The organism is Xanthomonas sp. WHRI 7065, assembly GCF_040203115.2.
GTDB lineage: Bacteria > Pseudomonadota > Gammaproteobacteria > Xanthomonadales > Xanthomonadaceae > Xanthomonas > Xanthomonas arboricola.
The window spans coordinates 3915508-3941459 of sequence record NZ_CP168194.1; the positions used below are offsets into that span (position 1 = coordinate 3915508).

A 25952-nucleotide genomic window follows, 5' to 3' on the forward strand; every position below is an offset into this window, starting at 1 on the left:
GCACGCTGTTGCGCGGGCGGCCTCAGCGCCGCCTCTCGACAGGACCCGGGCCGCTACTGCCGCCCCACGCTCTGCACCACATGCAGGCGCCGCAGCCGGCGCATCACTTCGGCCAGATGGCGGCGGTCGCGGACCTGGATGTTGAAGCGCAGCACCGCCGCGTTGAAATCGCGGTCCAGGTAATCCACGCGTTCGATATTGGACTGGCTCTGCGCAATCGCCGCAGCCAGCTGGGCCAGCACGCCGGTGCGGTTTTCCACCTCGACCACCAGTGCGGTGTCGTAATCGCCGGTCACGCCCGAGTCCCAGTCTATCGGCACCCAGCGTTCGGGCGATTTGCGTAGCTCGGCCAGGTTGGGGCAGTCCAGACGGTGCACCACGATGCCCTTGCCGGCGGTGTGGTAACCCATGATTTCGTCGCCGGGAATCGGCTGGCAACAGTTGGCGAAGCTGATCACGCCGCGCTCGCTGCCGTCGATCAGGATCTTTTCGTGCGAATGCTTGGAGTGGCCGCCACCGCGCAATTCGGCGTAGGCCATCAGCGCCTGCGCGGCCTGGGTCGGCATCCAGTTGCCCAGCGCCACGTCGGCCAGCAAGGCTTCCAGGCGGGGATAGCGATGCTCGGTGAGGAAGGCGTCCAGGCGGCCCTTGGGCAACCGCTCGAGCGAGCTGTCCATCGCTTCCAGCGCGCGATCGAGCATGCGGTGGCCGAGCTGCACGGCGTCCTCGTGCTCGAGCTGCTTGAGCTGGTGGCGGATCGCGGTACGCGCCTTGCTGCTGACCACGAACTCCAGCCACTGAGGCTTAGGCGTGGCCGAGCGCGCGGTGATGATCTCCACCGCCTGGCCACTGGCCAGCTTGGTGCGTAGCGGCACCAGCTTCTTGTCCACCCGCGAGGCGACCGCGCGGTTGCCCACGTCGGTGTGCACCGCATAGGCAAAGTCCAGCGCGGTGGAGTTGCGCGGCAGTGCCAGGATCTTGCCCTTGGGCGTGAACAGATAGACCTCGTCCGGGAACAGGTCGACCTTGACGTTGTCCAGGAACTCCAGCGACGAGCCTGCCGCACGCTGCGAATCGATCAACTCCACGATCCAGTCGTGCGCGCGGCTCTGCGCGCTGTTGGGAGAGGCCGAGCCGACCTTGTAGGTCCAGTGCGCGGCCACGCCGCGCTCGGCGATCAGGTCCATTTCCTCGGTGCGGATCTGCACTTCGATCGGCGAGCCGTACGGGCCGAACAACACGGTGTGCAGCGACTGATAGCCGTTGGCCTTGGGGATGGCGATGAAATCGCGGAAACGCCCGTCCAGTGGCTTGAAGGTGGCATGCACCGCACCGAGCGCGTGATAGCAATCGGCCACCGAGCGCACCACCAGGCGGAAGCCGAACACATCCATCACCTGGTCGAAGGACTTGTTCTCTTCGTGCATCTTGGAATAGATGCTCCAGGGCGTCTTGATGCGGCTGACCAGGCGGTGCTCCAGCCCTTCCTTGGCCAGCCGCTGCGACAGCTGCACTTCCACCTGCGCCATCGATTCGCGCCGCACCACCGGCTGGCTGCGGATATGTTTTTCGATGATGGCGTGACGCCACGGATACAGCGCGCGGAAGCCCAGATTCTGCAGCTCGGACTTGATCAGGCTCATACCCAGGCGCTGGGCGATCGGCGCGTAGATTTCCAGCGTTTCGCGCGCGATGCGGCTGCGCGCCTCGCTGCTCTGCGCGCCCAGCGTGCGCATGTTGTGCAGGCGGTCGGCCAGCTTGATCATGATCACGCGCAGGTCGCGCGACATCGCCAGCAGCATCTTGCGGAAGCTCTCCGCCGCCGCTTCCTGGCGGTCGCGGAACTTGAGCTTGTCCAGCTTGGTGACGCCATCGACCAGCTCGGCCACCGCCTCACCGAATTCCGACGCCAGCTCTTCGCGGGTCAGCGGGGTGTCTTCGATGGTGTCGTGCAGGATCGCGGCGATCAGCGATTCCATGTCCAGGCCGAGCTCGGCGAGCACGCCGGCCACCGCAACCGGATGGGTGATGTAAGGCTCGCCCGACTTGCGGGTCTGGCCGGCATGCGCGCTGGCGCCCACTTCCCAGGCACGGCGCAGGATCGGCAGCTGCTCCTTGGGAAGGTAGCTGGCCGCGCGTTCGAGGTGCAGGACGTAGTCGGGAATGGCCTGGTCGGAAGACGGAGACGTCACGACGGTCGCCTGGGCAGTGGGGCCTGGGTTCATGCCGGAAGACTATGCCAGCAACGCAGTCACGGCAAACGTTTGCACACTGCAGGCGACAAAGCGGGCCTGAAACGAAAACAGCCCGCACATGGCGGGCTGTTCAGATCGATCGCAGCGATGCGAACAATCAATCGTCGTTCTTGGACATGTCTTCGTCAGCAACCACTTCGGCAGCAGCCCATTCCAGCGCTTCGCGTTCGGCGCGCTCGCGCTCGGCCTTCTCGACTTCGTCGATCAGCGCGTTGTCGATCCGGCGTGCGGCGATCTCGCGCAATGCCATCACGGTGGGCTTGTCGCTGGCGTCGGCATTTTCGATCAACGGCTGCACGCCGTTGGCGAGCTGACGGGCGCGCTTGGACGCCATCATGACCAGCTCGAAACGGTTGTTCACGACTTCCAGGCAATCTTCTACGGTAATGCGGGCCATGCGGGCTCCCGGCGACCAGCAACGGCCGCGCATCGAATGAGGGAAAGGGGGCGGAGTGTACGCCCGGGCCGCCGTCACGGCAACCTGGGCCTATTCAGTTTCCTTTGGAATCAGGGATTTGAGCCGCTCAGTCCAGCAAGGCCCGGATCAACTCCGCATGCCGCTGCTGTTGCGCCTGCCGGCGCAGCCGGCTGGCAGTGAAGATCGCGCACATCTCCGAGACAGCGGTGTCGAAGGTCTCGTTGATGATGACGTAATCGAACTCCTCGAAATGCAGCATCTCTTCGCGGGCAGCGGCCAGACGCTGCGCCATCACGTCCTCGCTGTCCTGGCCGCGCTTGCGCATGCGCTCGTCCAGCGCCTGGCGCGACGGCGGCAGGATGAACACGCTGACCGCGTCGGGCACCTTCTGGCGCACCTGGCGCGCGCCCTGCCAGTCGATCTCCAGCAGCACGTCGTGACCGGCGGCCAGCTGCGGCTCCACCGACTGCCGCGCGGTGCCCTTCCAGTCGCCATGCACCAGCGCGTATTCGAAGAAGTCACCGGCTTCGATCATGCCCTGGAACTCGTCGGCGGAGACGAAATGGTAGTGCTCGGCATGCCGTTCGCCCGGCCGCGGCGCGCGCGAGGTGAACGAGATCGACAAGGCGATCTTGGGATCACGCGCCAGGGTGGCGTTGACGATGCTGCTCTTGCCGGCGCCGGAAGGGGCCGCAACGATATAGAGGGTGCCGCGCATTTTAGGGAATAGAGAGTCGGGAATGGGGAATGGGGCACCGCGCCAAGCAAGCAGGCCAAGGGTGAATCGTACCTGCTTTGACGATTCCCCATTCCCGATTGCCTATTCCCGGCTATTCGATGTTCTGCACCTGCTCGCGGATCTGGTCGATCAGCACCTTCAGATCCACCGCGGCATTGGAGGTGCGGCTATCCACCGACTTGGAGCCGAGCGTATTGGCTTCGCGGTTGAATTCCTGCAGCAGGAAGTCCAGGCGGCGGCCGACCGGCTCGCGCTGCCTGAGCACGCGGCGGACCTCGGCGATGTGGCTGGACAGGCGGTCGAGCTCTTCGTCCACGTCCAGCTTCTGCAGCCACAGCACCAGTTCCTGCTCGGCGCGACCGGGATCGACCGGATGCGGCAGATCGGCCAGCCGGGCGGCCAGCTTGGCACGCTGCCCTTCGCGGATGACGGGAATCAGCGTGCGCACCTCGGCGGCGATGCGTTCGATCGCATCGACCCGCTCGCTGATCGCATCGGCCAATTTGCCACCTTCGCGCTCGCGCGCGGCGACGAAACTGTCCACCACCTCGTCCAGCAATGCCAGGGCCTGCGCCTGCAATGCCGGTGCGTCCACGTCCTGCACCTGCAGCACGCCGGGCAGCTGCAGCAGATCGGTGAAGCCCACCTGCAGCTTGGGGAACATGCCGTCAAGGCGCGTGGCCAGTGCACCCAGTTCCTGCAGCAGCGATTCGTTCACGGCCAGGGTCTGCGCGTTGTCCGGCGCGCGCAGGCGCAGCGCCAGATCCAGCTTGCCGCGGCTGTTTTTCGCCGCCACGCGCTCGCGCAGCAGCGGCTCCAGCGCACGCAGTTCTTCGGGCAGGCGCACGCCCACTTCCAGAAACCGATGGTTGACCGAGCGCAGCTCGCAGCCGAGCGTGCCCCAGGGCGTGATGCGTTCGCCACCAGCAAACGCGGTCATGCTTCGAATCATCGTCAGTCCCGTGCCTTCAAAGCGCGAATGGTACCCTAGCCGCCCGCGCTGGCTGACCGCCCCGCCACGCGCCGACCCAGACCCACCTCCCGACTTCCGGACTCATCGCATGACCTTTTCCCGTCCCAGCGGCCGCACGGCCGACCAGCTGCGCCCGGTGCGCATCGAACGCGCCTTCACCCGTCACGCCGAAGGCTCGGTGCTGGTCAGCTTCGGCGATACCCGCGTGCTGTGCACCGCCAGCGTGGAAAACCGCGTCCCCGGTTTCCTGCGCGGCAAGGGCGAAGGCTGGGTGACCGCCGAATACGGCATGCTGCCGCGCTCCACCCACACCCGTTCCGATCGCGAGGCCTCACGTGGCAAGCAGGGTGGACGCACGCTGGAAATCCAGCGTCTGATCGGCCGCGCACTGCGCGCCTGCGTGGATCGCAATGCCCTGGGCGAGCGCACCATCACCCTGGACTGCGACGTGCTGCAGGCCGATGGCGGCACCCGCACCGCCGCGATCACCGGCGCCTACGTGGCGCTGGCCGATGCGGTGAACCTGCTGCTCAAGCGCGGCGACATCAAGAAGCACCCGCTGATCGGCGCCGTGGCCGCGGTGTCGGTGGGCATCTATCGCGGCGAGCCGGTGCTGGATCTGGACTACCCCGAAGACAGCGACTGCGACACCGACATGAATGTGGTGATGAATGACGGCGGCGGCTTCATCGAGCTGCAGGGCACTGCCGAAGGCCACGCCTTCCGCCGCGACGAACTCAACGCACTGCTCGCACTCGCCGAACGAGGCATGAGCGAACTGTTCGCGCTGCAACGCGCTGCGCTGGCCGGATGAGCCGGCGCATCGCCCTGACCACCTTGCTGGTCGCCGATTACGACGCGGCGATCGCCTGGTACACCGGTGCGCTGGGCTTCCAGGTGCTGGAGGATCGCGCACTTGGCGACGGCAAGCGCTGGGTGGTGATCGGCCCGGGCAGCGCGCAGGACGCCGGCTTGCTGCTCGCGCAGCCGGCCGACGCCGCCCAGCGCGCACGCATCGGCGACCAGACCGGTGGGCGGGTGGATCATTTTCTCTACACCGACGACTTCTGGCGCGACCACGCGGCGATGCAGGCGTTCGGGGTGGAATTCCTGGAAACCCCGCGCGAGGAACCGTACGGCACGGTCGTGGTGTTCCGCGATCTGTACGGCACCAAGTGGGACCTGCTGGAGCCCAAGCAATGAAACAACTGGTCCTGGCCAGCGGCAACGCCGGCAAGCTGGAAGAACTGCGCGCCATGCTCGCCGACCTGCCGCTGCGCATCGTGGCGCAAGGCGAGCTGGGCGTGGACGATGTGCCGGAAACCGGCCTGACCTTCGTCGAGAACGCCTTGATCAAGGCACGCCATGCCAGCGCGGTCACCGGACTGCCGGCACTGGCCGACGACTCCGGCCTGATCGTCGATGCGCTCGGCGGCGCACCCGGCCTGTATAGCGCGCGCTATGCCGGCAGCCCGACCGATGCGCAGGCCAACAACGCCAAGCTGCTCGACGCCATGCGCGCCGTGCCGGCCGAGCGCCGCAGCGCGCGGTTTTACGCGGTGATCGTGCTACTGCGTCACCCGGAAGATCCGCAGCCGCTGATCGCCGAAGGCAGCTGGGAAGGGGTGATCACCACCGAACCACGCGGCACCGGCGGCTTTGGCTACAACCCGGTGTTCCTGGATCCGCTGCATGGCCTGACCGCTGCGGAGATGGATACCGCGTTGAAGAACCGGCTGAGTCACCGTGCGGTGGCGCTAGCCACGCTGCAGCACAAGCTGCACGCCCTGTCGCTGTGAACCATGGCCTGACGCAGTGCCCGACCTGATTCCACCGCCGCTGTCGCTTTACGTGCACCTGCCCTGGTGCGTGCGCAAGTGCCCGTACTGCGATTTCAACTCGCATGCGGCCAAGGGTGTGCTGCCGTTCGAGGACTACGTGGATGCGCTGATCCGCGACCTGGATGCGGACCTGCCGCTGGTGTGGGGGCGCGTGGTGCATTCGGTGTTCTTCGGCGGCGGCACGCCGAGCCTGTTTCCGCCCCAAGCCATCGACAGATTTCTGCAAGCCGCCGCCGCGCGGCTGCGCTTCGCACCGAATCTGGAGATCACCCTGGAAACCAATCCAGGCACCGCCGAGCATGGCCGCTTCGACGGCTATCGTGCCGCCGGCGTGAACCGCCTGAGCTTCGGCGTGCAGACCTTCGACGATGTAGCACTGCAGCGGCTGGGTCGCATCCACGACAGTGCCGAGGCCGAGCGTGCGATCAAGCTGGCGCAGGATGCCGGCTACGACAATTTCAACATCGACCTGATGTACGCGCTGCCCGAGCAGACCCTGGCACAGGCCGAGCGCGATCTCGAACGCGCCTTCGCGCTGCAGCCCACCCACATGTCGCATTACCAGCTCACGCTGGAGCCGAACACGGTGTTCTTCGCGCGGCCGCCCAAGGGCATTCCCGACGACGATGCGGCCTGGGACATGCAGGAACATTGCCAGCGTCTGCTGGCCGAGGCCGGCTACGCGCAGTACGAAGTGAGCGCCTACGCCAGGCCCGGGCGGCAATGCGCGCACAACCTCAATTACTGGCGCTTCGGCGATTACCTGGGTATCGGCGCCGGGGCGCACGGCAAGATCAGCTCCGGCGCCGAACAGCATGTGTTGCGACGCTGGAAGCACAAGCACCCGCAGAGTTACCTGGCCAGCGCCGGCAGTGCGGCGTCGATCGGCGGCGACGAGATCGTGCCGCGTGAGCGGCTGCCGTTCGAATACATGCTCAACCTGCTGCGCCTGCACGAGGGCTTCGCCCTGCGCGACTTCGAAGTCTCCACCGGCCTGGACGCCTCGGTCATCGAGTTGCCTGTGGCGCGCGCGATTGCGCAAGGCTGGATGACGGCGCAGGACGGACGAGTGGTGCCGACCGAGCTGGGCCGCCGCTTCACCAATGACGTGGTCGAGCTGTTTCTGGGCTGATCGCGGCGATCGCGGCGCGGCACCGCAGCCAGCACTCCACACCGTGATCGACAGCGCACGCGACAGCACTGGCGCGCGGAGCCAGCGAGTCGCGCCACGCGCGCCGTCCGCATCAGGGTGGCGACCGTAGCTGGCGAGGCGCGTCTTGCGCCCGCCTGGTCGCTGCCCGTCGGAAAAACATGCTACATAGCTCACGCCTCGCACCGAGCCCGCCTCCCCCGGATGTCCACTCCCGCCTCCTCCCTGCAGCACACGCTCAGCGGCCCGATCGCCGATGCGCCGGTTTCCGCGCGCGGACGGCGCCTGCTCGCCGCGCTGCACGCGCACTGCGTGCAGGCGCTCAGCGGGCCGCTGCGGCTGACCATCGTCGAGCTGGAACGCGAGCTGCTGCATCAGGCCGAGCATGCACGCAATAGCCAGATCCAGGCCGAAACCTATGCGCAGACGCGCGGCCTGCGCGACCACATCGATCGGTTTCCGCAGGCGTTTCTGCAGCAGCTGGCGCAGGACCTGGCCACGCCGCGCGATCGCCCGTCGCTGATGCCAATAGCCGATGTATCGGCGCATCCGCAGATGCTCACCCTGGTGGAGGACACCGATATCGATCGCGATATCGTGCTCAGCGAGATTGCGCGCCGTGAGACCTCCCGCCGCGCCGATGCGCTGCAATTGCTGGCGCAGCGGGTGGCGGTGATCGGCGCGGTGGCCGAGTTCGAACTGGAAGCAGTGCCGCTGGGCCCGTACGCCTTGTGCCGCGTGCTGCGCCAGTGCGGCGAAATGCTGGGACTGAGCCTGGACGGGCAGCTGACGTTGTATCGCGTGTTCGAGCGTCAGGTCATCGAGCGTTTGAACGATCTGTACGAGCGCGCCAACGGCACGCTCGCGCAGGAAGGCATCCTACCGGGACTGATCTATCACCCGTACCTGGTCAAGCCCACCCAGGTGCAGACGCGGCGCGCACCGCCTGCAGCAGCCACCGCACCGAAGGACGCTGCGGCCGCCAGCACGCGCGCGCTGCCGCCGCGCAACGGGCGGCCTGCAACCGGCTGGAGCGGGCAATCGGCACCGACACCGTGGCAGAGCGCGCTACTGGATCCGCCCGCTCTGCCGATGACACTGGCAGGGGTGACCTACGGTGAGCAGGCAGCACCTGCGCTGAGCGATGCAGTGCAGGCGCTCGGCGGCCTGATGTCGTCGGCGCGTCAGTCGCAGGCAGCCGGCAACGTAGGCGCAGCGGCGAATCAAAGCTCTGCAGATCACGGCGCAGCGCCTGCAAGCAGCGCCCAGGCAACACTCGAGAAAGCATCTCCCCGGCTCGTCTCCTCGGCCGTGCCCAAGGCCGCCGTCAGCGACGCACTGGCCAGCCTGCAGAGCACGCTGGTGGCACAGGCGGCGGCGCAGCCCACCGGCATCGATGCGGTGCAGCGCCAAGTACTGGCGTTGTTGCGGACGCAACACGGCCCCGACGCCGCGCTGTCGCCGCAGGACACCGACACCTTCGATCTGCTCGGCCTGCTCTACGCGCAGATGCAACGCGAAGTGCGCGAGCAGACCCCGGCGCAGGCCCTGCTCGCCAAGTTGCAGGTGCCGGTGGTGCGCGCGGCCTTGGCCGATACGCATTTCTTCGTGCGCGACCAGCACCCGGTGCGCGAATTGCTCAACACCGTGGCCGAGTCCGGCGCGGTCTGGCTGGGCGACGACGACGTCGACCCGCAGTTGCTGCACAAGCTGGGCAGCGCGGTGGACCGGATCGTCAACGACTACCAGGGCGACGAGGCCGTGTTCGCCGCGGCCAACGACGATATCCAGGCGCATCTGCGCGCCTCGGCGCGCAAGGCCGACCTCGCCGAGCGCCGCCATGTGGATGCGGCGCGCGGCAAGGAGCGGCTGGAGTCGGCCAAGCAGCAGGCCGAGGCGCGCATTGAGCAGTTGTGCGAGCAGAGCGTTCCGCCGCGCTTCGTGCAGGCGCTGCTGCGTCAGGCATGGTCGGACGTGCTGACGCTGACACTGCTGCGCCAGGGCGAGCAATCGCCCGAATGGGACGAGCGCGAGGCCCTGACCGCGCGCATTGCCGAAGTCACCTGCCGCAGCAAGGGGCAACCTGCCGACATCGCGCTCGGCACCGAGATCGAAACCGCGCTGCTGCAGGTCGGCTATCACCACGATGAAGCGGCGGCGATCGCACGGCGCCTGTCCACGCCCGGCGGCGAGGACGAGATGACCTCGCGCACCGAACTCGCCACCAAGCTCAAGGCGCGTACGCGGCTGGGCGACAGCGCACCGCGCAAGGACATCGCCGGCCCACGGTCGCCGACCGAAGAGGCCTGCTACACGCAGCTGCGCAGCCTGCCGTTCGGCAGCTGGTTCGAGTTCGTGATCAACCAGCAGGGTGACCTGCGCCGGCAACGGCTGTCCTGGTACAGCCCGATGACCGGCAACGCGCTGTTCGTCAATCAACGTGGGCAAAAGGTCGCCGAGCACTCGCTGGATGGCCTGTCGCGGTTGATGGCCGGCGGCCAGGCGCGCCTGCTGGTCGAAGAGAAATCGCGCCTGATCGACCGTGCCTGGCATGCCACCGTGCGCACGCTGCGCAGCCTGGCCGGCCAGGCGCCCATTGCAGAGGCCAACCCATGATTCAGGACACCCGCCGCGCACCGCGCCGCCAGCCGTCTGACCTGGTACCGGTGACCGACATGCTCAGCGAGGCGCAGATCGGCCGGGTCGGCAATGTCTCGGAAACCGGCATGCTGCTGCTGGCCTCGGTTCCGCTGCATGACGACGCCCTGTATCAATTACGCTTCAGCCTGCCCGAGCGCATCGGCCGTGCCACCGAGATCGATGTCGGCGTGCATCTGTTGTGGACCGAAGCCGCGCACGCACCCGGACAGGCCTGGGCTGGCTTCCGCTTCCTGACCATGTCCGAGCCGCATCGCCAACGCCTGCGCGCCTGGATCGCCGAAGAACACATGCTGGGCTGAAGGACAGCATCACCACGATTACGGCAAAATCGCGACCTGTCTTTGCATTGCCGATCGAGTCCCGCATGCCCCAGCCGTCCTTGAGCCACCTGTATTCCGACCACCTGCGCACGCTGACCGCGCGCGCCGACGAGGCGCTGCAGCGCGGCGGCTTCGACCACCTGGTGGTGCCCAGCGGCAGCCTGCATTACCAGGTGTTCGACGACCGCGACTATCCCTATGCGGTCAATCCGCAGTTCAAGGCCTGGGTGCCGCTGACGCGGGTGCCCAACAGCTGGCTGGTCTACACCCCGGGCAAGCGCCCGACGCTGATCTTCTGCCAGCCGTTCGACTACTGGCATGTGGTGCCCGACGCGCCCAGCGGCTGGTGGGTGGAGCACTGCGACATCCACATCATCCGTACCCCGGACCAGGCCCTGGCGCTGCTGCCCAGGCAGATCGACCGTTGCGCCATCCTGGGCGAGGCGCAGAGCGCGCTCGGTGCGTATGTGCCCAACAATCCGCAGCCGGTGCTCGATTACCTGGAGTACCAGCGCGCATTCAAGACGCCCTACGAACTGGCCTTGCTGCGCATCGCCCAGCAGCTGGCAGTGCGCGGCCATCGTGCCGCCGAAGCGGCCTTCCGCGCCGGGCAGAGCGAGTTCGGCATCCATATGGCCTACTGCGCCGCCGTCGGTCAGGACGCCAACGAACTGCCCTACGGCAACATCATCGCGCTCAACGAACACGGCGCGGTGCTGCACTACACCGAACTCGGCCAGCAGCCGCCGCAGCCGCTGCGCAGCTTCCTGATCGATGCCGGTGCTTCGGCCTACGGCTACGCCAGCGACATCACCCGCACCTATGCCGCCGACCCCGGCAGCGAATTCCAGGCCCTGATCGATGCGGTGGATGCCGCACAGGTGCGCATGGGCCAGGGCGTGCGCAGCGGCGTGGATTACAAGCAGTTGCACGTGGATGCGCATCTGGCCCTGATGGGCATCCTCAAGGACTTCGGCATCCTCACCGTGTCGCCGGAAGCTGCGCTCGCCACCGGCGTCAGCGCCGCATTCTTCCCGCACGGCCTGGGCCATCTGATCGGCCTGCAGGTGCATGACGTGGCAGGCTTTGCGGCCAGCGACCGCGGCGGCCGCATCGAACGCCCCGCCGGCCACCCGTATCTGCGCCTGACCCGCGTGCTGGAACCGGGCATGGTGGTCACCATCGAACCGGGCGTGTACTTCATCGACATGCTGCTGGACGAAGTGAAGAAGAACGGCCACGCCGCCAGCGTCGACTGGGCACGCGTTGCGCAGTTCAAACCCTACGGCGGCATCCGTATCGAAGACGAGGTGGTGTGCACCGATGGCGCGCCCGAAAACCTGACCCGCCCGGTGTTTGCCGCCCCTTGAATCCTTCCGCACCGCACGGAGCATTGCCATGAACGATCCACGCCAGTCCTCGCACCCCGACCATCCGATGTATCAACAGATCCAGCGCGGCGTGCATGCAATCGATGCGGCACATGGACGCACCCCCGACCAGACCAGCGACCGGCTCAGCGCGGCGCTGTTGCCGCTGGCCAAGGAAGGCGGCCTGTCGCGCGTGGATCATGTGCTGATGAGCGAGGCCAACAATCGCGGCGTACACGGTGGCGAAAACGTGTTTGTGGTGCAGGGCGACCCGGCCAACCCGGCGCATCTGCGCGCGCACATGAAGACCGAACAGGCATTGAGCACGCCGGAAGCGCAGTCGTTCGCACGTGCGCAGCAACTGGCTACGCCGGGCGAACAGGTCCAGCAGCCCGAACGCACGCAGACGCCCCAGCTGGGCCAGTAGAACGGCGCGCAGCACAACGGCCGGGCGCCTCATGTTTGCAAGGCGCCCGGCGCAGCGCGCGTCGAGCGACGCCGCCGCCCTCAGCCGGATACGCCGCGCAATCCCAACCAAGCCGGCAGTGCGCGTGTTGCTCGCAAGGCAATGCACCGATTCAGGTCACGGCCGCTCATGGCGGCATGACCGCGCTATGCGCGCAACGCGTTGCGGTCCGCCATCTCCGCCTCGATCTCATCGGCGCTGCGCGCCAGCGCACCGGTCAGCACCCGATGGCCGTCGGCGGTGATCAGCACATTGTCTTCGGTGCGGATGCCGATGCCGCGCCACCTGGCCTCCACCGTGGTGTCGTCGGCGGAGATATAGAGTCCCGGCTCGATGGTGAACACCATACCGGGCTCGAGCAGACGCGAGTCGCCAGCCAACCGGTAGTCGCCTACATCGTGCACATCCAGCCCCAGCCAGTGGCCGGTCTTGTGCCGATAGAAACGCTTGTAATGGCCGTCGGCGATATTGCGCTCCAGCTTGCCCTTGAGCAGGCCCAACTGCAGCAGCCCCTCGGTCAAGGTCTGCACCGCGGCCAGATGCCCGGCTTCGTAAGGCACGCCGGGGCGCGCCTGCGCCAGTGCGGCAGCCTGCGCAGCGCCGACCAGATCGTGCAGCGCACGCTGTGCCGGGGTGAAACGGCCGTTGACCGGAAAGGTGCGGGTGATATCGGCCGCGTAACCGCGGTACTCGGCGCCGGCATCGATCAGCACCAGTTCGCCATCGCGGCTGCGCGCATTGTTGGCGCGGTAGTGCAGCACGCAGGCGTTGCTGCCGGTGCCGACGATGCTGCCGTATGCCGGCCACGCATCGGCGGCGCGGAACGCGCACTCCACCTCTGCCTGCAGTTCGTACTCGTGCACCCCCGGCCGCGCCAACCGCATGGCGGCACGATGCGCGCGCACGCTGATGTCGGCGGCGTGCTGCATCAAGGCGATCTCGTCGCGCGACTTGAACAGCCGCTGCTCGTGCAGCAGATGTCCCAGCTCGAGGAATTCGTGCGGCGGCTGCGCGCCGTGGCGCACCTGCTCGCGCACGCGCTTGAGCCAGCCGATCAGCTTGAGGTCGAAGTCGACATCGCGCCCGAAGTGGTAATAGACGCGGCTGCGCCCTTCCAGCAGGCCCGGCAGGATCTCGTCGACATCGTCGATGGGATAGGCATCGTCCATGCCGTAGCGCTCCACCGCACCTTCCTGGCCCTCGCGCGGGCCATCCCAGGCCTCACGCTCGGCATCGCGCTCGCGGCAGAACAGGATCGCCTCGCCATGCTTGCGGCCCGGCACCAGCACCAGCACCGCTTCCGGCTCGGGGAAACCGCTCAGATACCAGAAATCCGAATCCTGCCGGTACGGGTAGTGGGTGTCGTGGCTACGCACCCGCTCGGGCGCGGCCGGCAGGATCAGGATGGCCTGATCGCCGGCCATCTGCATCAGCTGCTTGCGCCGACGCGCGTACTCGGCCGCGCCGATCCCGGTGAGTTTTTTCATGGCGGTTACGCGGTCAGTTCAGACGTTGGCGGAAGCGCGGCCCCATCACGCAGTCGCCATGCAGCAACAGCACCGCCACGCGCACGAACTCCTCGATCTCCGCCAGGGCGGTGTCGTCTTCGTCGGCCGCATCGAAATCGTCGCTGGACGCCTGCGCCAGCCGCGCCAGGTCTTGCAGCGCCTCTTCGCCCTCTTCGGTCAGTGCCGGGCGCTGCTGCGCCGCCAGGCCGAAACCGCCCAGAAAGGCGCGACACCAGTCGAACAAGGCATCGGTGCGCGCCGCCAGCGGTGCGCCGTCGTCGATCAGCAGCAGTTCGAAGGCGAAATCGCGGTCTTCCAGCTGCGCCACCGTGGCCTGACGCATCTGGTCCAGCGCCCCGCCCTGCCTGGGCGCCACCTGCGCGGTGTCAGCCAGGATGCGCGCCAGCCAGTCACCGCTGTCGGCACCGCCACCGGAGAGCCACCCGCACAGCCCGCCATGCAACTCCGCTGCGGAGGAAGCCAACTCCAGCTGGCGACTTTCGTTTTGCACAGCGGTTACATCAGGCAGATCCATCGGGTCATCCAGGCTGGGAACAGGAGGTGCCGGCACATGGGCCGACGATTTGACTTCCCAGTGTATCAAGGCACCCCGCGTCGGCCGCCAGCGGCGCGTTCCATACGGGTTCCACGCGTGTGACGCCGGCCGCGCCGGGCGCGGTGCAAGCCCTTGTCGGGATTGGCCTGACGGCGGGTAAGCGGGCTGCAATCGGGCGCTTGACCGCCGCGCGCACGCGCCCCTATCGTGAGCGCATGGACAACGCCGCTGCCCTCGCCCAGATCCGCGCACTTGCCGCCCGTGTGGAGGCCCTGGTCGAGCGCAGCCAGCGGTTGACCGACGAGAACCGCAGCCTGCGTCACCAGCAGGAACAGTTGATCGGCGAGCGCGCGCAATTGCTGACCAAGAACGAACAGGCGCGCTCGCGCGTGGAAGCGATGATCGTGCGGTTGAAATCCCTGGAGCAGCACACGTGAGCAACAACGAGCCGGTCAGCGTGCGTATTCTGGATCGTGAATACACCGTTGGCGTCACCGCCGACGAACGCGAGAGCCTCACCGCTGCGGCGCGCTTGCTGGACCTGCGCATGCGCGAGATTCGCGGCAGCAATCGCATGGCAGCGGTGGACCGCGTTGCGGTGCTGGCCGCACTCAACCTGGCGCACGAATTGCAGCAGCTGCGCGATCAGCAAGCGCTATACGACCGTGAACTGGCCAACACGCTGGACAGCTTGAATCGCCGCCTGGACAGCGTGTCTGACACGCCGCGTTGAAGTGCAGTTCGCACTGTCGTCGCAAATATGAACTTTCAATTGCGCCGGCCGACGAATGGGCTAGCCATCGCGCAGCAGAGGTCTATACTTCACCTGCGTTCTCTGCTGTAAACGACAGCGTGCAAAACATTCGCCTTGTCCCTTAATTACGACCACGGGGGCGCGACGAAGCCGGGAGTGCAAGTCCGCCTTGTAGCGGGAAGCCCGATGGCCTCACAACGTCCCCACTTGAACCCCGGGTTCAAGGTCGTTTCGCCCGCATCGTTCACGGCGGAGAATGCAAATCTGAAACGGTGCCTTCGGGCGCCGTTTCTTTTTGCGTGCCTGAAACGCAGTGCACGCGTGCAGTTCGGCTGCGCCGCTGTTGCAATGGCTGCGCCAAGACATGCGTGAGTGAGTGAGTGCGCCGCAACGTTGTCAGTGCTGCACGCACATGCCCTCATCGACCGGCGAGAGACTTGCAGGCCCCGGCAATCCGGGGGACGCGCACAGCTAGGCAGGCGCGTCCACGCCATCGACAATATCCCTCCGCCTATCGCTGCGAGACGCCATGACCGACGACCGAGACGCCTTGCGCCAGCAGTTGCGTGCGCTGCGCCGCAGCCTGCCCGCGGCTCAGCGACTGGCAGCCGCCGATGCGCTGGCCGAGCGCCTGCTGGCGCTGCCGTTCGCGCCGCAGACCGGTGCGGTGGCCGGGTACTGGGCAATGGATGGCGAAATTGCGCTGCACCGCTGGCAACTGAGCCTGCCGGCCGGCGTGCGCTATTGCCTGCCGGTGCTGGATGGGCGCGTCTTGCGCTTTGCGCCGTGGCGGCCGGGCCAGGGGCTGGTCAGCAACCGCTACGGCATCCCCGAGCCGGACGTGGCGCACACCGAGCTGCTCGCACCCGAGGAGATGGCGCTGGTGGTGACGCCGTTGACCGGCTTCGACGCGCAGTGCCGGCGGCTGGGCATGGGAGGCGGCTGGTATGATCGCAGCTTCGCGTTCCGGCACCGCCAGACGCCGCCGCCCTGGCTGGTCGGCGTCGGCTTCGCCGCGCAGCAGCTGCCCGCCCTGCCCGCCGAATCCTGGGACGTGGCGGTGGATGCGATCTGCACCGAACACGCCACCTTCCTGAAAGACGACGCCGTTTCCGAATGACTGCCCGCAAGCGCTACTGGTTGATGAAGTCCGAGCCGGACACGTTTTCCATCGATGATCTGGAACGCGTCGGCACCGAACCGTGGAACGGCGTGCGCAATTACCAGGCACGCAACTTCATACGCGACGGCATGCATGTCGGCGATGGGGTGTTGTTCTACCACTCCAACTGCAAGGTGCCCGGCATTGTCGGCATCGCCAAGGTCGCCAGCGCGGCGTATCCGGACGACACCCAGTTCGATCCCAAATCCGATTACCACGACCCCAAGGCCACCCGCGAAGATCCGCGCTGGATGCTGGTGGACGTGGCCTTCGAGCGCAAACTCACGCGCACGATCGCACTGGACGAAATCAAGCAGCAGGCCGACGCACTGGGCGAAGGCTTCCCGCTGATCGCCCGCGGCAACCGCCTATCGATCCTGCCGGTCACCGCCGCGCAGTGGAAATTGTTGCTGACGATGGAGTAGCCGTGATTGGGGATTCGGCAATGGGGATTCGCCCATCGCCGCCCCACGTGACCTGCTCTTGCGACTCCCCAATCCCGATTCCCGATTCCCCAATCCCGAGCCCCCCAAATGTCCGAAGCAAAACGCCTGGCCGCCGAAAAAGCGATCGATTACGTGGAAGACGGCATGATCGTCGGGGTCGGTACCGGTTCAACGGTGGCCTACTTCATCGATGCCTTGGGCCGCATCAGCCACCGCATCAAGGGGGCGGTGTCCAGCTCCGAGCAGAGCAGCGCGCAGCTCAGGCGCCACGGCATCGAGGTGCTGGATCTCAACCACACCGGCAATCTGTCGCTGTATGTGGATGGCGCCGACGAGTGCGACCCGAATCGTTGCCTGATCAAGGGCGGCGGCGCCGCGTTGACGCGCGAGAAGATCATTGCCGAGGCCAGCGAGCGCTTCATCTGCATCGTCGACCCGAGCAAGCAGGTGCCGGTGCTGGGCAAGTTCCCGCTGCCGGTGGAAGTGATTCCGATGGCGCGCAGCCTGGTGGCCCGCCAGATCCTGGCGCTCACCGGCGGTCAGCCGGTATGGCGCGATGGCGTGGTCACCGACAACGGCAACGTGGTGCTGGACGTGCACAACCTGCAGATCACCGACCCGGTCGCGCTGGAGCGCAGCCTGAACCAGATTCCCGGAGTGGTCTGCGTGGGCCTGTTCGCGCGTCGCCCGGCCGATGTGGTGATCGTCGGTGGCGAGCCGCCGTGGGTGATCTGAGCGATCGCGTGCAGGCACGCGCATACGCAGTTGCGGCCCGCGTTGCGAAGCGACAGCGGGCCGGACTCCTGTCACCTGCGATGACGGTACGACGCACCACAGCGGCTTGACGCACGCGGCCGCTTGGCAGATGGTGCGGCATCCCCCCCACTGGTATGCCGCATGCGCCGTCTTTGCCTCCTCGCCCTTGCGTTGTTGATCCTGCTCAGCGGCTGCGCCAGCGGCGGCGGCACATGGGTGGAACTGGCCGGCACGCGCTACCAGGTGGAGCTGGCGCAGAACGATGCCGACCGCGCCAAAGGCCTGATGTTTCGCGATGCCATGGCGGACGATCACGGCATGCTGTTCGTCCACGACCGCCAGGAACCGCTGGCGTACTGGATGAAGAACACCAAGATCGCGCTGGATATCCTGTATTTCGACAATGAGCGCCGGCTGGTCTCGCAGCAGCGCGACGTGCCGCCGTGTTCGGCTGGCGACGCCTGCCCGCCCTACCCCAGCAAGCGCCCGGCCCGTTACGTGCTGGAACTCAATGCCGGCCAGGCCGCCAGGCTCAACCTGCAGGACGGCGCCAGCCTGACCCTGAGCCCGGATATCCCAAAGCTCAAGTGAATCTCACGCGACAGGCCCTTCCTGTCAGGAAGTACCGGACTTGAACCACGCGCCGCTTGCCGACACTCTTGGCAGCATGGTCGACATGCTCCCACTTCCCCATTGGACCGCGCTCGCCAGCCTGGACGACGACGCAGTGCCGTTGATGTCTACCGCGCTGCTGATCGCGCGCGACGAGTATCCGCAGCTGGACGCCGAGCTGTACGACACGCTGGTGCAAAGCCACGTCGAGCACCTGCGCCGCGAGGTAGAGGCGATCGACCTGTGGCCGCTGAAGATGGCCGCGGTCAATCGCTACCTGTTCGACGAGCTGGGCTATTCGGGCAATCACGACGAGTACTACGACCCGCGCAACAGCTACCTCAACCAGGTCTTCGAGCGCCGGCTGGGCAACCCGATCTCGCTGGCGATGGTGCAGATCGAAGTCGCGCGCCGGCTGGGCATTCCACTGGCGGGCGTGTCGTTTCCCGGGCATTTCCTGGTGCGTTTGCCAGTGGACGACGGCGTGCTGGTCATGGACCCGTTCAACGGCGGCCGCCCGCTGGGCGTGGACGAGCTGCGCGAGCGCGCGCGTCCGCACCTGGGTGGCGAGATCCCCGACGACCGCGCCCTGGCGCAGATCCTCGACCCCGCACCGCATCGCGCGATCCTGATCCGCATCCTGCGCAATCTGCACGGCGTCTACGCCGATGCCGAGCACTGGGACCGCGCCGCGCGCAGTGCCGACCGCATCCTGAAGCTGGTGCCGGACCAGCCCGAGGCACTACGCGATCGCGGCATGGCCTATCTGCATCTGGGCCACCGCAACGGTGCACGCCACGATCTGTCGCGCTATCTGCAGCTCAACCCCAGTGCGCAGGATGCGACCAATCTGCATGAGCATCTGGTCGAGCTGAACAGTCAGCGCGCGCGCGCGCACTGAAAACACAGCCTGCGAGGCCCTCGCCGGCGCCATGCGACCGTGTGCCGGCGATGTTGTGGCGCGAAAAACGCAGCGCCCCAGCTGAGCCGCCAAGGCAGTAGAGCGGCGAATAAAACGTAGCGAGCGGTCGTCAGGTGAGTGCGGACAGCGCGCTCAGAACCGGAGTGTACAAGTGGTACATGCCGATCCCGAGCACCGCAGCGCCCGCCCGACGGCGGCGCAGTAGTTTTGTTGGCCGCTCTCAGTCGATCTCTACCATCTCGAAGTCGTCCTTGGTCACGCCGCAATCCGGGCAGGTCCAGGTGTCGGGAACGTCCTGCCAGGCAGTGCCCGGGGCGATGCCTTCTTCGGGGATGCCGTCGGCCTCGTGGTAGAGAAACCCGCAGACGACGCACATCCAGGTGCGGTAGGTGGTCGTGGATGTCTCGCTCATCGGATAATCGCGGTCACGCAACGGTGGGGCTGCATTGTCCCATCCCACCCACCGCTTCCGGAAGCGCTGCCATGCCCGACCTGCACAACGCCCGCGGCGTCTACCTCATCACGCCCGACGAACCCGACACCGCGCGCCTGATCGCGCGCACCTTGCCGCTGCTGCCCGCTGTCACCTGGCTGCAGTACCGCAACAAGCAGGCCACCGCGCCGCTGCGCCTGGAACAGGCCAGCGCGCTGCGCCAGGCCTGCGCTGCGCACGGCGTGCCGTTGATCATCAACGACGATCCGCAGTTGGCGTTACAGGTGGGCGCGCAGGGCGTGCATCTGGGCGAAGACGATGGCGAGACGGCCGCGGCGCGTGCACTGCTGGGCGAACAGGCCATCATCGGGGTGTCGTGCTACGACGAGATCGCGCGCGCGCGCGCAGCGGTCGCGGCCGGTGCCAGCTACGTGGCCTTCGGCGCGTTCTTCCCGACCACCACCAAGGTGACGACACGTCGCGCCACGCCGGCGTTGCTGCAACAAGCCGCAGCGCTGGGAGTGCCGCGCGTGGCGATCGGTGGCATCGCGGCTGCGCAGGTGCCCGGCTTGGTGGCTGCAGGTGCCGAGTTGATTGCAATGGTCAGCGGCGTGTACGCCGCGCAGGACCCGCTCGCGGCAGTGCAGGCATATCGGGCCGGGTTTGCACGCTAGCGTGGCTGGCAGACGACAGACGTTACCCGCGCCACGCGCAAGCGAAGACGCAAGAGACCGAGACTCGAGTCGAAGCGTTGTTTATTAGATGCAGTCAAAAGCTCGGTGGGTCGAGGGTGCAGTGCCCTCACCGCTCGCGGGACACGCCGTGAATCCGTCCATGGAGGCTCCTTGGCGGCATCCATGCCGCCAAGGGTCCCGCAATCGGCAAGGACGCCGGACCAGGAAATTTGCCGGCTGTTTTCTTGAGAGCTTGTTACTCGGCTTGCGGTGGCAGATGAGACGTTTGCAGATCGCGTGTTGAAAGCTTGTCCACTGCCCGGCTTGCGATAGGAAGGTGGCGGGAAGCTGGTTGACGCATAGTGATTCGACCAGCGCCCGCCATGCCCTGCTTGCAACCACGCACACCGACCATCTCGACAGGTCCTTGCCCGCCCACCGTCGCGGGACCTTACGCGGCATGGATGCCGCGTAAGAGCCTACAGGGACGTACTTGCGGCGTGTCCCGCGATGGTGGGCGGGCAAGGGCCCCGCAACCAAACTGCAGATCAACCGCTCTACAACTGATCTATGCGCGATCTATGCGCGCGACCAATCCTCCACCAGCCCATACGAAGGGCAGCGTGACGTACAGACAACAAGGCAGCGACGCGTGCCATCACGCGTCGCTGCCGGACCGACCTTACCGCTTGGCGCGATTAGAAGTCGTAGCTCAATGTCACCCGGCCCGAGCGCGGTGCCTGGTAGGCAACGACCTGATCCCAGAGCGGATTGGTGGTGTTGTCGGGCAACTGCGAGAACGGGTAGATGTTGGTTGCGGTCTGCTCGTTGGTGATGTTGAACACGTCAAAGCGCAGTGCCAGCTTGCCGGCGGCAAATGCCGGCTTGTAGGTCACGCCCATGTCGAGCTGCGCAATCCAGCCCAGCCGCCCTTGCGAGCCGGGAGGCGACGCCACGCCGGTGCCGGTCTCCGGGTTGTAGCAGTAGTGGTAAGGACCGCCGGTGATCGCGCTGCCACCGTAGCCGGCCGGGTCGGTGCCGGTGTAGTTGTCGCCGTAGTAGTTGCCCAAGCAATTGTGCGGCGCGCCCGAGATCAGGCTGAAGTTGGCCGACGCACCCCATTGCGGAGTGAACTGGTAGAAACCGAACAGCTTGAGCTGATGACGGTGATCGTTGGATTGATCGCCGTTGAAGTGTTCCATCAGCGCCGCGTGGTCCCAGCTCTGCGTGGTGGAAACCGAGGCCTGGCCCTGGTAGCTGCCCAAAGCGCCGCCGGTGCGCCACAGGTCAGAACGCACCTGACCTTCGGTGGTGCCGTAGCTATGCGACCACACGTAGTTGACCTTGGCGTACCACTTGCCGTCGAACGGACGTTCCAGATTGAATTCGACCGCCGAGTAATTGCGCTTGAACTTCGGGAAACCGGCCGCCTCGCGGCTCACCGACACTTCATGGAACTGGCCATCGGTGCCGATCACGCCCCAGGTGTTGGTCTGGCCCGGATTGATCAGCGATGCACCGGCAACCTGCGAGAAGTCGATGGTCACGCCCTGCGCGGCCGCAGCGGCAATCAACGCCGTATTGGAAACGTCGTAGTTCTGATCGTCGATCCCCGCATTGAGCCGGCGATGCGTGCCGCGCACGCCCAGCACCCAGCCGGTATCCAGCTGCTTGGTGAAGCCGAGGATCACTTCGTCCTGGTTCTCGCCCTCGATGTCCTTGACCACCGCGGTGCGCACGTCGGCGATGCGGCCGAAGCGCGAATTGGCCGACACGGCCGAACCCAGCTGCTGCGCCAGAATCGGCGTGCCATCGGCGTTGATGCCGCTGTAGGTGAAGTAGGTATCGGTGGTGGTGGCCGGGGTGAACAGGCTCACTGCCGACAACGGCAGGCCGAGGTAATAACGACCCACGTTGCCGAACACCTTCAGGCTGGAATCGCCATTGACGTCCCAGCTGAAGCCAAGGCGCGGCGCCCAGGCATTATCCACTTCGATGTAGGGGTCGCCGAACGGGGTGTAGTTGGTGAACTCGTCCTTGCGCAGGCCGATGCTCAGCAGCAGGTTGTCGGTGACCTGCCACTTGTCTTCGATGTAATAGGCGCGTTGCTTGGCCTCGTAGGAATACAGGCTGGTGTTGATGTTGCGCACCACGTAATAGCCGCTGGACCCGTTGACCGGATCGACCAGGCCCGGGCTCGGTGCGCCGATGCCGCCGGCTTCGTTGGCCGACTGGCTGACCAGCCCGCCCGTCCGCAGGCCATTGGGATCGTTGGTCTGGCCATAGGTCCATGCAAAGCCCGGGCCGGACAGCACCGAGCCCACATCGATCCCCTCGGACTTCTGGTTATCGATCCCGAAGTTGAGCGTGTGGTGGCCGATGCGCCATTCCAGATTCAGGCGTTGATTGTCTTTCTTGTATTCGCGATCCGGTGAACTGACCGAGGTCACCAGCTGACTGCCGATGCGCGGTGTGCCGCCGGTGTAGGCCGGATTCTGCAGCGCGGCACTGTTGATGACCGGCCCGCCGGCTGCGTTGTAGTTGAAGGGCGTCAGCTCATCGGGCGTTTTCATCTTGCCGTACAGCGCGGTCACGGTGAGGTTGTCGCTGAGGTAGCCGGTGTACTTGCCGGTGAACAAGGTCGGCCCGGTCTTCCAGGTGGACTCGTCGGTGAAATAGCTGCCGCGCTGGCGATTGACATAGTCGTAGCGGTAGATCGACCCGTTGGTCTCTGCCTCGTCGCTGGCGCCGGTCACCTCGATCAGGTGGTTGTCGGTGATGTTCCAGTCCACCTTGGCGTACCAGCGCTTCTGCTTGTAGTCGTAATCGGTCAGACCACCGGTGCGGCCGTTGTCGGTGTCGCGATTGGTGCCGACGCGTACGCCGTCCGAATCCACCTGTTCGGCGGCCAGGAAGAAGAACAGCTTGTCCTGGATGATCGGCCCGCCGACATAGGCGCTGTAGGTGGTCTGGTTGGCTTCGGCCTCGCTCGCCGGCTGATACAGGCCATTGGCCGAGCGCGCGTAGCGGTAGGCGGCATTGTTGATCGTGCTGCCCTGGCTGTCCGGGCGCCAGTAGATGTCGCGCTGATTGGCCTTGAGGCCGTTCGGCTCCCAGATCACCGCAGCACCGAACTTCCACTCATTAGTGCCGCGCTTACCGATCTGGTTGATCACGCCGCCATTGGCGCGGCCGTACTGCGCGCCGTAGCCGCCGGTGAAGATTTCCTGCTGGTCGATGGCGCCGTACGGCAGGGTCAGGCCGCCCAGGTTGTTGCTGATGGTGGTGGTGTTGAAGCCGTTGAGGTAATAGGCGTTTTCGCTGGCGGCCGAGCCGCCGAAGCTGGGCAGCGAGCCGCCGAGCGGGCCATTGTCGAAACCGCCGCTGTTGACCACCACGCCCGGTGCGAGCAGCGCGATTGCCTCGGCGGTGCGGCCCAGCGGCAGCTGCTGCAGCTGCTCGGCGGTGACCACGGTGCGGGTGTCCACGCTACTGACGTCGATGGTGGTCAGGCCTGCGGCGGTGACGGTCACGCTGTCCAGGGTCTGCATACCGCTCCCCGACGCGGCAGCGAACGAGACGTCGGTGTTGGCGCCGACGGTGATCGCGACGTTCTCGCGCGTCTCCACCACCGCGCCGTCGCGCTTGACGGTGACCTTGTAGGTGCCCAGCGGCAGGTTGCCGGCGGTGTAACGGCCGCGCGCATCCACCGGTACTTCGCGGCTGAATCCGCTGTTGTTTTCCACCAGCACGCTGGTGCCGCTGCTCTGCCCCACGCTGCCGACGATGCTGCCGCTGGTGGACTGCGCGTGGACGCTCCCCATGGCCACGACCAGCGCCAACGCCAAGGCACGCTTCTGGATACTACGGTTCATGCTGTCTCCCCCAAGTCTGGAACTGTCGGCAACGCGACAAAAATGAACGGCGCCAATGGCTACCGGAATCACACTCTCTGAACATCCGCCGCAGGAGGCCAATGACCGCGGGTCATCTGCTCATGCCAAACCGTCGATACCGTCCCGTTCGATCATAGGCAGCCGGGTTGCCCTACCCGCGCGCTCCGACGGGTAGGCAGGCACCTGGTGGGTAGGCGGACGGGGGCCGCAAGCCTGACAATGGCGAGTGCGCTGCCCGCAGTCGGGTCGCGCCGCCCCCACTCAGTACCACTCAAGGATCTGCGCGCATGAACCACACCCGCTCCCACGCCCTGTTCGCCCAGGCGCAGACGCTGCTGCCCGGCGGCGTCAACTCACCGGTGCGTGCATTCAAGTCGGTCGGCGGCGAGCCGTTCTTCGTGGCGCGCGCCGATGGCCCGTATCTGTATGACGTGGACGACAACCGCTACATCGACTACGTGGGCTCGTGGGGGCCGATGATTGCCGGCCACAATCACCCGGCAGTACGCGAAGCGGTGGAGCGCGCGATCCGCGACGGCCTGTCCTTCGGTGCACCGTGTGCGGCCGAAGTCACCATGGCCGAGACGATCCATCGGCTGGTGCCGTCCTGCGAGATGGTGCGCATGGTCAATTCCGGCACCGAAGCCACGCTGTCGGCGGTGCGCCTGGCGCGCGGCGCCACCGGGCGCAACCGCATCATCAAGTTCGAAGGCTGCTATCACGGCCATGGCGACTCGTTCCTGGTCAAGGCCGGCAGCGGCATGCTGACCCTGGGCGTGCCGACCTCACCGGGCGTGCCGTCCGGCCTGAGCGAGCTGACCGCCACCCTCAGTTTCAACGACTTCGAAGGCGCTACCGCCATGTTCGACGAGATCGGCGCCGACGTGGCGGCAGTGATCATCGAACCGGTGGTCGGCAACGCCAACTGCATTCCGCCGCAGGCCGGCTACCTGCAGCATCTGCGCACGCTGTGCACCCGGCATGGCGCGCTGCTGATCTTCGACGAGGTGATGACCGGTTTCCGCGTCGCGCTCGGTGGCGCCCAGGCGCATTACGGGGTCACGCCGGACCTGAGCACCTTCGGCAAGATCATCGGCGGCGGCATGCCGGTGGGTGCGTACGGCGGCCGGCGCGACTTGATGGAGCAGATTGCCCCAGCCGGCCCGATCTACCAGGCCGGCACCTTGTCGGGTAACCCGGTGGCGATGGCGGCGGGCCTGGCGATGCTGGAGCTAGTGCAGGAGCCGGGCTTCCACGCCCGCCTGAGCGAGGCCACCAGCGTGTTGTGCGAGGGACTGGAAGATGCCGCGCGCGCGGCCGGCATTGCCGTCACCACCAATCAGGTCGGCGGCATGTTCGGGTTGTTCTTCACCGACGAGATCGTGGAGAGCTACGCGCAGGCCACTGCCTGCGACATCACCACCTTCAACCGTTTCTTCCACGCGATGCTGCAGCGGGGCGTGTATCTGGCGCCGTCGGCGTACGAGGCCGGCTTCATGTCCAGCGCGCACGACGCGGCAGTGATCGAGGCCACGCTGGCCGCTGCGCGCGAGGCGTTTGCGGAAGTTGCGCACTGAGGCGTCTTCGGACTTCGTCTTGTCTGCGAGCTGGCAGGGACACGCTGACCTTGTGTGGCGTTGAAAGCCAGGCGTGATCGCGTGCCTCGCGATGCTCACCGATGGCGCTGGCCGCAAGGCTCGCGCCATCGGCGATGCCTGATGTGTATCTCGACTCCGCGCCGACGCTGAACAGGCGCGGCGCCGGCGTCGTGTCCGGGCCCATGGCGTCCGGATGGACTCGGCTGTTGCCTGGCGCTTGCACGCACCCTGCGCCATCGCTTGCGCCATTCAGGCGGCGGCGCAACGACAAGCTTTGCTTTTGTCTTGTGGCTGTCATACCTTTCTGAAAGGTGTCCACGGATGGGCATGGGTGGGGACCCTCGAAGCAGCCGATATGACGTTGTCGCCGGTCACGGTGACGCCATCTGCATCGCCGCTGTTTCATCACGATCTGCAGCGTGTCGAGCCGGCGCGCTGCCGA

The 25952-nt window shown here is 66.4% G+C and carries 25 protein-coding genes and 2 other RNA genes; 18 read left to right on the forward strand and 9 right to left on the reverse strand.

What is annotated here, in order from left to right; all coding sequences use genetic code 11:
• Nucleotides 1-53: 53 nt before the first annotated feature.
• From ABQY64_RS16325 to ABQY64_RS16340, 4 genes are all read right to left on the reverse strand, one after another.
• Nucleotides 54-2225 (reverse strand): bifunctional (p)ppGpp synthetase/guanosine-3',5'-bis(diphosphate) 3'-pyrophosphohydrolase, encoded by a 2172-nt coding sequence (locus ABQY64_RS16325; RefSeq protein WP_039525675.1) that lies wholly within the window; start codon nucleotides 2223-2225, stop codon nucleotides 54-56.
• Nucleotides 2226-2352: 127 nt separating this feature from the next.
• Nucleotides 2353-2652: a DNA-directed RNA polymerase subunit omega gene (gene rpoZ / locus ABQY64_RS16330; protein WP_002812428.1), complete on the reverse strand. Its 300-nt coding sequence runs from the start codon at nucleotides 2650-2652 to the stop codon at nucleotides 2353-2355.
• A 127-nt stretch (nucleotides 2653-2779) separates the two neighbouring features.
• Nucleotides 2780-3391 (reverse strand): guanylate kinase, encoded by a 612-nt coding sequence (gene gmk, locus ABQY64_RS16335; protein WP_039525672.1) that lies wholly within the window; start codon nucleotides 3389-3391, stop codon nucleotides 2780-2782.
• A 112-nt stretch (nucleotides 3392-3503) separates the two neighbouring features.
• Nucleotides 3504-4364, reverse strand: a complete 861-nt coding sequence (locus ABQY64_RS16340) for a YicC/YloC family endoribonuclease (RefSeq protein ID WP_349779481.1) — start codon at nucleotides 4362-4364, stop codon at nucleotides 3504-3506.
• A gap of 109 nt (nucleotides 4365-4473) precedes the next feature.
• Between ABQY64_RS16340 and rph the strand changes: the two genes are divergently transcribed.
• The 8 genes from rph (at nucleotide 4474) to ABQY64_RS16380 (ending at nucleotide 12154) form a co-directional block, all read left to right on the forward strand.
• Nucleotides 4474-5199: a ribonuclease PH gene (rph, locus tag ABQY64_RS16345; protein ID WP_349779480.1), complete on the forward strand. Its 726-nt coding sequence runs from the start codon at nucleotides 4474-4476 to the stop codon at nucleotides 5197-5199.
• Entirely contained in the window at nucleotides 5196-5588 is a 393-nt protein-coding gene (locus tag ABQY64_RS16350; RefSeq protein WP_016903569.1) for a VOC family protein, read from the forward strand. The genes rph and ABQY64_RS16350 overlap by 4 nt, the downstream gene beginning before the upstream one ends.
• Complete coding sequence (rdgB, locus tag ABQY64_RS16355; protein ID WP_039512392.1) at nucleotides 5585-6184, forward strand: RdgB/HAM1 family non-canonical purine NTP pyrophosphatase; 600 nt, start codon at nucleotides 5585-5587, stop codon at nucleotides 6182-6184. The genes ABQY64_RS16350 and rdgB overlap by 4 nt, the downstream gene beginning before the upstream one ends.
• Nucleotides 6185-6200: 16 nt before the next feature.
• Nucleotides 6201-7358 carry a radical SAM family heme chaperone HemW gene (hemW, locus tag ABQY64_RS16360; protein ID WP_167709597.1) on the forward strand — a complete coding sequence of 386 codons (1158 nt, stop codon included), beginning with the start codon at nucleotides 6201-6203 and terminating at the stop codon, nucleotides 7356-7358.
• Between the two features lie 222 nt (nucleotides 7359-7580).
• Nucleotides 7581-9992 (forward strand): DUF1631 domain-containing protein, encoded by a 2412-nt coding sequence (locus ABQY64_RS16365; protein ID WP_349779479.1) that lies wholly within the window; start codon nucleotides 7581-7583, stop codon nucleotides 9990-9992.
• Nucleotides 9989-10336, forward strand: coding sequence for a PilZ domain-containing protein (locus ABQY64_RS16370; RefSeq protein WP_016903565.1), 348 nt, complete (start codon nucleotides 9989-9991; stop codon nucleotides 10334-10336). The genes ABQY64_RS16365 and ABQY64_RS16370 overlap by 4 nt, the downstream gene beginning before the upstream one ends.
• 65 nt (nucleotides 10337-10401) lie before the next feature.
• The gene (gene pepQ / locus ABQY64_RS16375; protein WP_104559958.1) at nucleotides 10402-11727 is read left to right on the forward strand and encodes a Xaa-Pro dipeptidase; all 1326 of its coding nucleotides are present in this window, start codon (nucleotides 10402-10404) and stop codon (nucleotides 11725-11727) included.
• 28 nt (nucleotides 11728-11755) lie between these two features.
• A complete protein-coding gene (locus ABQY64_RS16380; protein WP_024938113.1) occupies nucleotides 11756-12154 on the forward strand; it encodes an XVIPCD domain-containing protein in 399 nt (132 codons plus the stop codon).
• 185 nt (nucleotides 12155-12339) lie between these two features.
• Here ABQY64_RS16380 and ABQY64_RS16385 read toward each other — a convergent pair whose 3' ends face one another.
• Together ABQY64_RS16385 and ABQY64_RS16390 are read right to left on the reverse strand one after the other, a co-directional pair.
• The gene (locus tag ABQY64_RS16385; RefSeq protein WP_167705883.1) at nucleotides 12340-13680 is read right to left on the reverse strand and encodes an aminopeptidase P N-terminal domain-containing protein; all 1341 of its coding nucleotides are present in this window, start codon (nucleotides 13678-13680) and stop codon (nucleotides 12340-12342) included.
• 13 nt (nucleotides 13681-13693) lie between these two features.
• Nucleotides 13694-14236 carry a YecA family protein gene (locus ABQY64_RS16390; RefSeq protein WP_024938111.1) on the reverse strand — a complete coding sequence of 181 codons (543 nt, stop codon included), beginning with the start codon at nucleotides 14234-14236 and terminating at the stop codon, nucleotides 13694-13696.
• Nucleotides 14237-14472: 236 nt separating this feature from the next.
• On the opposite strand from ABQY64_RS16390, the gene ABQY64_RS16395 reads away from it, so the two are divergent.
• The 8 genes from ABQY64_RS16395 (at nucleotide 14473) to ABQY64_RS16430 (ending at nucleotide 18888) form a co-directional block, all read left to right on the forward strand.
• Complete coding sequence (locus tag ABQY64_RS16395) at nucleotides 14473-14694, forward strand: TIGR02449 family protein (RefSeq protein WP_024938110.1); 222 nt, start codon at nucleotides 14473-14475, stop codon at nucleotides 14692-14694.
• The gene (locus tag ABQY64_RS16400; RefSeq protein WP_016903560.1) at nucleotides 14691-14990 is read left to right on the forward strand and encodes a cell division protein ZapA; all 300 of its coding nucleotides are present in this window, start codon (nucleotides 14691-14693) and stop codon (nucleotides 14988-14990) included. Before ABQY64_RS16395 ends, ABQY64_RS16400 begins: the two co-directional genes overlap by 4 nt.
• Nucleotides 14991-15086: 96 nt before the next feature.
• Nucleotides 15087-15271, forward strand: a non-coding RNA gene (gene ssrS, locus ABQY64_RS16405) — 6S RNA.
• A gap of 269 nt (nucleotides 15272-15540) precedes the next feature.
• Nucleotides 15541-16131 (forward strand): 5-formyltetrahydrofolate cyclo-ligase, encoded by a 591-nt coding sequence (locus ABQY64_RS16410; RefSeq protein WP_349779478.1) that lies wholly within the window; start codon nucleotides 15541-15543, stop codon nucleotides 16129-16131.
• Nucleotides 16128-16598: an EVE domain-containing protein gene (locus tag ABQY64_RS16415; RefSeq protein WP_349779477.1), complete on the forward strand. Its 471-nt coding sequence runs from the start codon at nucleotides 16128-16130 to the stop codon at nucleotides 16596-16598. The genes ABQY64_RS16410 and ABQY64_RS16415 overlap by 4 nt, the downstream gene beginning before the upstream one ends.
• 108 nt (nucleotides 16599-16706) lie before the next feature.
• Complete coding sequence (rpiA, locus tag ABQY64_RS16420) at nucleotides 16707-17354, forward strand: ribose-5-phosphate isomerase RpiA (protein ID WP_349779476.1); 648 nt, start codon at nucleotides 16707-16709, stop codon at nucleotides 17352-17354.
• Nucleotides 17355-17516: 162 nt separating this feature from the next.
• The gene (locus ABQY64_RS16425; RefSeq protein WP_104555318.1) at nucleotides 17517-17966 is read left to right on the forward strand and encodes a DUF192 domain-containing protein; all 450 of its coding nucleotides are present in this window, start codon (nucleotides 17517-17519) and stop codon (nucleotides 17964-17966) included.
• A 40-nt stretch (nucleotides 17967-18006) separates the two neighbouring features.
• Nucleotides 18007-18888 (forward strand): SirB1 family protein, encoded by an 882-nt coding sequence (locus ABQY64_RS16430; RefSeq protein ID WP_024938107.1) that lies wholly within the window; start codon nucleotides 18007-18009, stop codon nucleotides 18886-18888.
• 104 nt (nucleotides 18889-18992) lie between these two features.
• Here the strand turns inward: ABQY64_RS16430 and ABQY64_RS16435 are convergent.
• Together ABQY64_RS16435 and ABQY64_RS16440 are read right to left on the reverse strand one after the other, a co-directional pair.
• Nucleotides 18993-19069, reverse strand: a non-coding RNA gene (locus tag ABQY64_RS16435) — sX9 sRNA.
• A gap of 60 nt (nucleotides 19070-19129) precedes the next feature.
• Nucleotides 19130-19369, reverse strand: a complete 240-nt coding sequence (locus ABQY64_RS16440) for a rubredoxin (protein WP_024938106.1) — start codon at nucleotides 19367-19369, stop codon at nucleotides 19130-19132.
• A 23-nt stretch (nucleotides 19370-19392) separates the two neighbouring features.
• Here ABQY64_RS16440 and thiE point away from each other — a divergent pair, with 23 nt between their 5' ends.
• Nucleotides 19393-20016 carry a thiamine phosphate synthase gene (gene thiE, locus ABQY64_RS16445; RefSeq protein WP_349779475.1) on the forward strand — a complete coding sequence of 208 codons (624 nt, stop codon included), beginning with the start codon at nucleotides 19393-19395 and terminating at the stop codon, nucleotides 20014-20016.
• A 698-nt stretch (nucleotides 20017-20714) separates the two neighbouring features.
• Here the strand turns inward: thiE and ABQY64_RS16450 are convergent.
• A complete protein-coding gene (locus ABQY64_RS16450; protein ID WP_164741611.1) occupies nucleotides 20715-23891 on the reverse strand; it encodes a TonB-dependent receptor in 3177 nt (1058 codons plus the stop codon).
• A 308-nt stretch (nucleotides 23892-24199) separates the two neighbouring features.
• Here ABQY64_RS16450 and hemL point away from each other — a divergent pair, with 308 nt between their 5' ends.
• Entirely contained in the window at nucleotides 24200-25489 is a 1290-nt protein-coding gene (hemL, locus tag ABQY64_RS16455) for a glutamate-1-semialdehyde 2,1-aminomutase (protein ID WP_047129250.1), read from the forward strand.
• The last annotated feature ends 463 nt before the right edge of the window (nucleotides 25490-25952 follow it).

What these genes read in the sequence shown, in the direction of transcription:
- ABQY64_RS16325 (WP_039525675.1), bottom strand. Translation starts at nt 2,225, where the DNA reads ATGAACCCAGGCCCCACTGCCCAGGCGACCGTCGTGACGTCTCCGTCT.
- rpoZ (WP_002812428.1), bottom strand. Translation starts at nt 2,652, where the DNA reads ATGGCCCGCATTACCGTAGAAGATTGCCTGGAAGTCGTGAACAACCGT.
- gmk (WP_039525672.1), bottom strand. Translation starts at nt 3,391, where the DNA reads ATGCGCGGCACCCTCTATATCGTTGCGGCCCCTTCCGGCGCCGGCAAG.
- ABQY64_RS16340 (WP_349779481.1), bottom strand. Translation starts at nt 4,364, where the DNA reads ATGATTCGAAGCATGACCGCGTTTGCTGGTGGCGAACGCATCACGCCC.
- rph (WP_349779480.1), top strand. Translation starts at nt 4,474, where the DNA reads ATGACCTTTTCCCGTCCCAGCGGCCGCACGGCCGACCAGCTGCGCCCG.
- ABQY64_RS16350 (WP_016903569.1), top strand. Translation starts at nt 5,196, where the DNA reads ATGAGCCGGCGCATCGCCCTGACCACCTTGCTGGTCGCCGATTACGAC.
- rdgB (WP_039512392.1), top strand. Translation starts at nt 5,585, where the DNA reads ATGAAACAACTGGTCCTGGCCAGCGGCAACGCCGGCAAGCTGGAAGAA.
- ABQY64_RS16365 (WP_349779479.1), top strand. Translation starts at nt 7,581, where the DNA reads ATGTCCACTCCCGCCTCCTCCCTGCAGCACACGCTCAGCGGCCCGATC.
- ABQY64_RS16370 (WP_016903565.1), top strand. Translation starts at nt 9,989, where the DNA reads ATGATTCAGGACACCCGCCGCGCACCGCGCCGCCAGCCGTCTGACCTG.
- pepQ (WP_104559958.1), top strand. Translation starts at nt 10,402, where the DNA reads ATGCCCCAGCCGTCCTTGAGCCACCTGTATTCCGACCACCTGCGCACG.
- ABQY64_RS16380 (WP_024938113.1), top strand. Translation starts at nt 11,756, where the DNA reads ATGAACGATCCACGCCAGTCCTCGCACCCCGACCATCCGATGTATCAA.
- ABQY64_RS16385 (WP_167705883.1), bottom strand. Translation starts at nt 13,680, where the DNA reads ATGAAAAAACTCACCGGGATCGGCGCGGCCGAGTACGCGCGTCGGCGC.
- ABQY64_RS16390 (WP_024938111.1), bottom strand. Translation starts at nt 14,236, where the DNA reads ATGGATCTGCCTGATGTAACCGCTGTGCAAAACGAAAGTCGCCAGCTG.
- ABQY64_RS16395 (WP_024938110.1), top strand. Translation starts at nt 14,473, where the DNA reads ATGGACAACGCCGCTGCCCTCGCCCAGATCCGCGCACTTGCCGCCCGT.
- ABQY64_RS16410 (WP_349779478.1), top strand. Translation starts at nt 15,541, where the DNA reads ATGACCGACGACCGAGACGCCTTGCGCCAGCAGTTGCGTGCGCTGCGC.
- ABQY64_RS16415 (WP_349779477.1), top strand. Translation starts at nt 16,128, where the DNA reads ATGACTGCCCGCAAGCGCTACTGGTTGATGAAGTCCGAGCCGGACACG.
- rpiA (WP_349779476.1), top strand. Translation starts at nt 16,707, where the DNA reads ATGTCCGAAGCAAAACGCCTGGCCGCCGAAAAAGCGATCGATTACGTG.
- ABQY64_RS16425 (WP_104555318.1), top strand. Translation starts at nt 17,517, where the DNA reads ATGCGCCGTCTTTGCCTCCTCGCCCTTGCGTTGTTGATCCTGCTCAGC.
- thiE (WP_349779475.1), top strand. Translation starts at nt 19,393, where the DNA reads ATGCCCGACCTGCACAACGCCCGCGGCGTCTACCTCATCACGCCCGAC.
- ABQY64_RS16450 (WP_164741611.1), bottom strand. Translation starts at nt 23,891, where the DNA reads ATGAACCGTAGTATCCAGAAGCGTGCCTTGGCGTTGGCGCTGGTCGTG.
- hemL (WP_047129250.1), top strand. Translation starts at nt 24,200, where the DNA reads ATGAACCACACCCGCTCCCACGCCCTGTTCGCCCAGGCGCAGACGCTG.